Origin of the sequence: Streptomyces sp. GbtcB7 (genome assembly GCF_019091445.1) — a bacterium.
Classification (GTDB): domain Bacteria; phylum Actinomycetota; class Actinomycetes; order Streptomycetales; family Streptomycetaceae; genus Streptomyces; species Streptomyces mirabilis.
The window spans coordinates 1-233 of the sequence record NZ_JAGXJM010000691.1 but is presented as its reverse complement, the minus strand read 5'-3'; the positions used below and the strand labels follow the sequence as shown (position 1 = coordinate 233).

At 75.1% G+C, this 233-nt stretch carries 1 pseudogene; it reads right to left on the bottom strand.

Features of this window, described 5'->3' with window-relative positions:
• A pseudogene (locus KVT44_RS57260) lies at window positions 1–233 on the bottom strand (hypothetical protein); the annotation flags it as partial.

The window sequence follows — 233 nt, the reverse complement described above, 5'->3', positions numbered from 1 at the left end:
CGCGCCGGATGACCGACAGGTAGGTGGACAGGCACTCCACCGCGGGAGAGGGTCCGGTGGCGAGGGCCTGCCCGACCTCGGGAGGCAGGCCGAGCCCCCACCAGCCCGGGCCGAGCGCGATCATCTCGCGGACCGTGAGGGGGCCGGCCAGGGTGGTGGCGTACGCGATGACCAGTGTCCGGGCCCGGCCCAGGGCGGGTTCGGCGAGCGCGGTGGCGAAGAACAGCTGGGTG